The 6,961-nt window shown below is 66.8% G+C and carries 6 protein-coding genes; all 6 read left to right on the forward strand.

Features of this window, described 5'->3' with window-relative positions; genetic code table 11:
• Positions 1–12 precede the first annotated feature (12 nt).
• The 6 genes from zwf (at position 13) to RH857_RS00930 (ending at position 6,872) form a co-directional block, all read left to right on the forward strand.
• A complete protein-coding gene (gene zwf, locus RH857_RS00905; RefSeq protein WP_310536099.1) occupies positions 13–1,500 on the forward strand; it encodes a glucose-6-phosphate dehydrogenase in 1,488 nt (495 codons plus the stop codon).
• A gap of 95 nt (positions 1,501–1,595) precedes the next feature.
• Positions 1,596–2,414, forward strand: a complete 819-nt coding sequence (pgl, locus tag RH857_RS00910) for a 6-phosphogluconolactonase (protein WP_310536093.1) — start codon at positions 1,596–1,598, stop codon at positions 2,412–2,414.
• 189 nt (positions 2,415–2,603) lie between these two features.
• Positions 2,604–3,332, forward strand: coding sequence for a tyrosine-protein phosphatase (locus RH857_RS00915; RefSeq protein WP_310536094.1), 729 nt, complete (start codon positions 2,604–2,606; stop codon positions 3,330–3,332).
• Positions 3,329–3,934 (forward strand): metallophosphoesterase family protein, encoded by a 606-nt coding sequence (locus RH857_RS00920; RefSeq protein ID WP_310536095.1) that lies wholly within the window; start codon positions 3,329–3,331, stop codon positions 3,932–3,934. Before RH857_RS00915 ends, RH857_RS00920 begins: the two co-directional genes overlap by 4 nt.
• A 279-nt stretch (positions 3,935–4,213) precedes the next feature.
• Positions 4,214–5,185 carry an ABC transporter substrate-binding protein gene (locus RH857_RS00925; RefSeq protein WP_310536096.1) on the forward strand — a complete coding sequence of 324 codons (972 nt, stop codon included), beginning with the start codon at positions 4,214–4,216 and terminating at the stop codon, positions 5,183–5,185.
• Between the two features lie 100 nt (positions 5,186–5,285).
• Entirely contained in the window at positions 5,286–6,872 is a 1,587-nt protein-coding gene (locus RH857_RS00930) for an ABC transporter permease (protein WP_310536097.1), read from the forward strand.
• The last annotated feature ends 89 nt before the right edge of the window (positions 6,873–6,961 follow it).

Raw genomic sequence — 6,961 nt, forward strand, 5'->3', positions numbered from 1 at the left:
GGCCCCAGCGCCATGGTGATGTTCGGCGTCACCGGTGACCTGGCGCGCAAGAAGCTGCTTCCTGCGGTCTACGACCTCGCCAATCGCGGTCGGCTGCCGCGCGGCTTCTCCCTGGTCGGCTTCGGTCGGCGCGACTGGAACGATGAGCAGTTCGCGGCCGAGGTACTCACCCACGTGAAGAAGGGCACCCGTACCGGCTTCGACCAGCAGACCTGGGATCAGCTGGCCGCGGGTCTGCGATTCGTGACCGCCTCGGGCTTCGACGATGACGATGCCTTCGCCCGTCTGGGAACGGTGCTGGCCGAGCTCGCGGACACCCGCGGCACGGAGTCCAACCATGCCTTCTACCTCTCCATCCCGCCGAACTCCTTTGAGACCGTGTGCGAGAAGCTCTCAGCCCACGGCCTGGCCCGCAGGGCGGAAGTCACCGGGCCGGTCGAGGGGCCAGCTGATCCCTGGTCCCGGGTCATCATCGAGAAGCCCTTCGGCCACGACCTCGACTCGGCACGCGAGCTCAATCGCGTGGTGGAGACGGTCTTCGCTGCCGACGACGTCTTCCGCATCGATCATTACCTGGGCAAGGAGACCGTCCAGAACTTGTTGGCGCTGCGCTTTGCCAACCGCCTCTTCGAGCCGCTGTGGAACAACCAGCACGTGGATCACGTGCAGATCACCATGGCCGAGGACATCGGTATTGGCGGGCGTGCCAGCTACTACGACGGCGTGGGAGCAGCCCGCGACGTGATTCAGAACCATCTCCTTCAGCTGCTTGCGCTGACTGCGATGGAAGAGCCCATCAGTTTCGACGCCGATCACCTCCGCCGCGAGAAGGAGAAGGTGCTCGAAGCTGTCCGTGTCCCTGAGGACCTGGCCTCGGCCAGCGCCCGGGGTCAGTACACCTCCGGTGTGCAGAACGGCCAACCGGTGGTGGGCTTCCTCGAGGAGGAGGGCTTCGACCCAGGATCCACCACGGAGACCTACGCGGCGTTCAAGCTGGACGTGCACACTCGGCGCTGGTCCGGAGTCCCGTTCTACCTGCGCAGCGGCAAGCGCCTGGGACGCCGGGTGACGGAAATCGCGGTGGTGTTCAAGCGAGCCCCCAACCTGCTCTTCACCGACACTACGGAGGAGAACTTCGGGCAGAACGCCCTCATCATCCGCATCCAACCGGATGAGGGAGCAACGCTGCGCCTGGGCTCCAAGGTCCCGGGGACTCAGATGGATGTCCGCGATGTCAACATGGACTTCAGCTACGGGCGCTCCTTCACCGAGGAGAGCCCCGAGGCCTACGAGCGACTCATCCTGGACGTGCTGCTCGGCGAGCCGCCGCTCTTCCCCAGGCACCGGGAGGTGGAGCTGTCCTGGCGGATCCTGGACCCGTTCATCAAGCGCTGGGAGTCCCTGGATTCCCAGCCCGATCCCTACGAGCCCGGCTCCTGGGGTCCGGATTCGGCCCACCAGATGCTCGCCCGCGACGGACGCGAGTGGCGCATTCCCTAACACTGGCGCCCACCTCGAGCGTCCACCTGACATGGAGCTGGAACGGCTAGCCTCGCCAATGACGAGACCCCCGAGGCGTAAGGACATCACGACCCATGGCCATTGAGATCAATCCCGCTGCTGCAGCCCCGCGCACGGAGTTCTTCGACGACAAGGACGCCCTGACCGCGGCCGTGGCACGGAAGATGCTTGCTGTCCTTCGGGAGACCAGCGAGGCTGACGGCGTCGTGCATGTGGGCCTCACAGGGGGCGGCGCCGGAATCGGGGCGCTCTCTGCGCTCGGTGCCCTGCTCCGCGAGGGCGCGTCCGCCCCCGACTGGGGGCGTGTGCACTTCTGGTGGGGAGACGAACGGCTTCTGCCGGCTCGCGACCCAGAGCGCAATGATCACCAGGCGCGCGAGGCACTGCTGGATTTCCTCGTAGCAGAGCACGGACTCCCCGAGGAGAACATCCACCCGATGCCCACCTCCGAAGAGGCCGCACATCCTGCGGCTGGCGCCGAGATGTACGCTCAGCAGCTGGAAGTTCACGCCTCCTCGGAGGACGCCGCTCCAGCCGGCGGAGCCTCAGCCCTGAAGATGCCGGGCTTTGCCCTCATGCTCCTGGGCGTCGGACCCGATGGGCACATCAACAGCCTTTTCCCGGGCAAGGCGGCCCTCCACGCCGAAGGAGCGGCCACCGTGGGGGAGGAAGACTCCCCGAAGCCTCCCGCCCTGCGGGTCTCCCTGACCTTTGACGCTGTGCACACCGCTGCTCGGGTCTGGACCGTGGTAGCCGGCGAGGACAAAGCGGAGGCAGTGGCCAAGGCTTTCGCCGAGACGACACCGGTTGAGGAGATTCCGGCTCGCAACGCCCGTGGGACGCTGGAGACGGTCTGGCACATCGATGCAGCGGCGGCCTCTCGTCTGAGCTAAGGACGGTCTCGCCCCTCCCAGCGCAGTGTACTGGGAGGTTCATCCATATATCACCCGGGGATCATCCCTCATTCACCGTGCGTTCACTTGTTCCTCCCACCATGAAGACGACAGTTTTCATGGACTGTGAAACGGTGAAATGCCCGTTCTTCGCGAGCGGACACGACCCGGAACAGGTGAATGCACGCAGTGGAGACCTCAATTGCGCTGGAGATCCCCGGAACCTTCAATGCGCGCGTGACCGCGACTGACTCCGCCGGCGCCCCGTGGCTCATCCGCTCCGCCGCGTTGGACGGCGTGACGGAAGCCGGTGCTCGGCGCCTGCAGGAGCTCGGCGTCACCACCGTCATCGACCTGCGCGAGCCCCTGGAGCGACAAGCACCGGATGCACTCGGCGCGGGGCACCCCGGCCGCCCTGCGATTCGCACACAGCGCGTGCCCCTCTATCAGCTTCCCGACGGGCCCCCGGCCACCGGCTCCCTGCGGGAGGTCTATCGCTTCCTGCTCACCGAACGGAGAGATCGCCTCGCCCTGGCCGTCCGGAGCATCTCCGAAGCTCCCGGCGTCGCACTGGTCCACTGCGCCGTGGGCAAAGACCGCACGGGGCTCGTCACGGCGCTGACGCGCCTGGCGGCCGGAGACGAGCTTCCGGAGATCCTCGAGGACTACGAGCTCTCCGGCGCACAGATGCCGGCCGCTCACCATGACCGCGTCCGCGCCGCGCTGAACTCGCAGGGATTGGATGAGGAGACCCTGGCCGCGAGTCTGGCCCCGCACACCCAGAGCCCCAGCGACGCTCTGGCTGATGTCCTCCAGGAGCTCATCATCGAACACGGCTCGGTGGAGGACTATCTGCGCAGCCGGGGCCTGCCCGAGGCCGCACTTGAGTCACTGCGCCAGAAGGAGACCGGACGGTGAGCCTGAGCCTCCTGCATCTCAGCGATATCCACGCCACCCTCGCAGGTCCGCTGCACGGCCGCGTGGACGGACTCGCACGGCTGACGGAGCTCCGTCAGCAGCTGACCTCCGCTCCGGTGAGGATCGACGCCGTCATCGCCCCGGGAGATCTTATCGACCGCACCTCTCCGGAGGCCATGCCCGCCGTCCTGAGAGCGCTGGACCAGGTGGCCGAAGACCTCGGCGCACCTCTGATTCCGGTGCTGGGGAATCACGACGTACCTGCCTTCGACCGCCTCTCCGGTCCCCTGGCGGCGGGCCATCGCAGTCTGATGCTGGGGCCACTGCGCATCATCGTCCTCAACAGCTCCTCGGGTTCCCTCGACGAACCCCAGCTGAACTGGCTCCGCCAGGAGCTCAGCCACGGATCCGTGCCGGAATGGGGCTCCGTGGTCTGCCTGCACCACAGTCCGCTTGCCTCTCCCGTCCCCGCACTGCGCGGGAAGGGCCTGCGCAACGGGCACGAGCTTGCCGAGGTGCTGACGGGCTCCGACGTGCGGCTCATCCTCACCGGTCATTATCACCACGTGCAGGCCGGAGCGCTGGCTTCCGTCCCCGTATAGACCGCTCCCGCACTCTCCTACCGCCAGATCCTGCAGCCTGGGCCCAGTCCGGTAGCCGGCGGGACAGACGCCCCCGGCTACTCCCTCATCCGGCTCGAGGCGAACTCGTGGAGCGCCACCCCGTACCCGCTGCGCGACACCGCCGCGCGGCTCTTCACCTCGGGGAGCCTTCCCGCCCACGCTGCTGAAGACCTGCCGGGCACTCCGCACATGACGCTGTCCTGACGCATCAACCCGTACCGACACACCACCATCGCCAGACACCAAAGGGGAACATTCATGGCACATCGCACCCGCAGCACCACCCTGCTGACCACCGCTCTGCTCTCCGGCCTGCTTCTCGCCGCCTGCGGCGACAACGGGGACAGCGCCGACGCCGGCTCCGAGGAGGGTTCGGGCCTCAGCGGAACCATCACCCTCTACACGTCCGAACCCCAGGAGAAGATCGACGAACTCATCGCCGACTTCAACGAGGTCGAGCCCGACATCGAGGTCGAGGTCTTCCGCGCCGGCACCGGTGATCTGACGGCCCGTCTCGAGTCCGAACTGGCCAACGGCGCGCCCGGGGCGGATGTCTTCCTCGCCGCAGACGCGCCCACGGTCGAAGGCTTCAAGGAGCAGGATCTGCTGCTGCAGATGGACTCGGAGGAAGCCGATGCCGTAGATGAGGAGTTCAAAGACTCCGAGGGCTACTACTACGGCACGCGCATCATCCCCACGGTCATTGCCTACAACACCAACGACGTCGACACCCCGCCCGCTTCTTGGCAGGAGCTGACCGACTCGCAGCACCAGGGCCAGATCACCCTGCCCAACCCGGCAGTCTCGGGCGCAGCAGCCTTCAACACCTCCGTCTGGTACCTGCACGAGGACCTGGGCGAGACCTGGTTCGAGGACCTGGGGGCCAACTCCCCCGTCATGCAGGACTCCAACGGTCCTGTGGGTCAGGCCGTGGCCGACGGCAGCCAACCCATCGGCATTGTGGTCGACTTCATGATGCGCGACCTGCGCGATGCCGGCTCCCCCGTGGAGGTCTCCTATCCGGAGGAGGGTGTGCCCTACATCTTCCAGCCCATCGGCATCTTCGAAGCCACCGATGAGCCCAAAGCAGCGCAGGCATTCGTCGACTACGTCATCAGCCAGCGCGGCCAGGAGTTCGCCGTCGGACAGAACTACCTGCCCGTGCGCGAGGACGCAGGAAGCCCCGAGGGCGCACTCGACCTGTTCAACAGCACCATTGGCACCAACTGATCTGATGAAGCGGACCACCCCCTCCGGCACGCCCACTGGGCCCCGGAGCGGGGATGTCCGCGTCCGGCGCACTTCCCGCCGCCTACCCACTCTTGGGGCTTTGAATGCCGGGCTGTGGTTGTTCTGCCTGGGGGTCATCCTCATTCCGCTGGGCACAGTGGCTCTCTACGGGCTCGCTAGCGGCCGCCTCAATGAGCTGGCCCGGGCCGACGTCGCACAGGCCGCGCTCAACAGCGTGGTCTCCGCCGTGGGATCCGGTGTCCTCGCCGTTCTCATGGCGCTGCTGCTCGTCCTGGCCATCGAGCACACCACCCTGACCGGACGCGCCGGTTTGCGCATTCTCGCACTGAGCCCCATGCTCGTCCCGCCCTTCATCGGCGCCATTGCGTGGGTGGGGCTCTTCGGTCCAGCCAGCTACATCAACCGCGCCGCCACCGAGCTGACAGGCAGTCCTCTGTGGGTGATCTACGGCGGCGACGGAGTGGTCCTCCTGCTGGCCCTGCACTCCTATCCCATCGCATATCTGCTGATCGCGGCTGCGCTGGCTCGCATCCCCGCCGAATTAGAGCAGGCCGCGAGGGCCAGCGGTGCCGGCAGCCGCCGCGTACTCGGGGACATCACCCTGCCGCTGCTACGGACGGCCCTTGTGTCCTCCTTCGTCCTGGTCACGGTGTCCAATCTCGCCGACTTCGGCATTCCGGCGCTCATCGGGGCCCCGCGGGGGTATGAGACCCTGGCCACCATCGCCTACCGGTTCGTCCGTTCAGGCACCGTCGAGAATCCCGTGCAGCTGGCAGCCTGCGTCGGCGTCGTCCTGCTGGTCATGGTGGCCGCCGGGATGCTCCTCATCCGGCTTCTGAGCAGACGCAGCTACGCAGTGGAAGCCGCCTACGCCCGAACCGAACCCATCCGGCTGCGTCGCCCCTGGATACTGGGCAGCGTCACCTGGCTTCTGGTGCTGTCCCTGACAGTCCTGCCGCTGTGCGCGCTCATGCTTCAGGCGCTGCTTCCAGCCCCCGGAGTGGCCCTGAGCTGGGAGACCCTCACGCTGAACAACTTCACCACCGTGCTGCAGAGCCGGTGGACAGCAGAGGGAGCACAGACCAGCATCTCCCTGGCCCTGGGCGCCGCGGCGATCACGGGGATCGTGGGACTGGCCATCGGCACCGTCGTTACCCGCACCCAGCTGCCCGGTCGCGGGCTGCTGCGCACCGTCTCGCTGATGCCCCTGGCAGTCCCGGGCCTTATCGTTGCCATCGGCTGGCTGCTGCTGGCGCCGCATCTGGGGCTGTTCAACACCCCGTGGCTGATCCTGTGCGCCTACGTGATGTCCTTCATCGCGCTCGTCGTCCAGGCGATCGAGGCGCCCCTGAAATCCACTTCCACCACTCTGGAGGAGGCCGCACGGATCAGCGGCGCTTCCCCCATTCGGGCCTTCACCGACGTGTCGGTGCGCTTGGCCGTTCCCGCCGCCTGGGCCGGTGCACTGCTGGTGTTCCTCACCGCGGTGCGGGAGCTGACCATCTCTGCGCTGCTCCTAGCCCCTAACGCCCAGACCCTGGGTGTGGCCATCTTCAACCTGCAGCAAGCCGGCTCCTTCGGCTCGGCTGCGGCGCTGTCCGTCATCGTCACGGTGGTGGGGCTGGTCGGCATGGGCCTGATCACCCGCCGGCTGCGCCAGCACTAACGAGAGGACTCCAGCATGACTACCTCACCTGCAGTGAAGCGTCCCAGGTTTGATGCCGCATCTTTTTAAGCTGAAAGGATGTAGCTATG

Origin of the sequence: Nesterenkonia flava (assembly GCF_031432335.1) — a bacterium.
GTDB lineage: Bacteria > Actinomycetota > Actinomycetes > Actinomycetales > Micrococcaceae > Nesterenkonia > Nesterenkonia flava.

Excerpts from the sequence above, each read along its gene's own strand:
- zwf (WP_310536099.1), top strand. The coding sequence starts at position 13 with ATGGTGATGTTCGGCGTCACCGGTGACCTGGCGCGCAAGAAGCTGCTT.
- pgl (WP_310536093.1), top strand. The coding sequence starts at position 1,596 with ATGGCCATTGAGATCAATCCCGCTGCTGCAGCCCCGCGCACGGAGTTC.
- RH857_RS00925 (WP_310536096.1), top strand. The coding sequence starts at position 4,214 with ATGGCACATCGCACCCGCAGCACCACCCTGCTGACCACCGCTCTGCTC.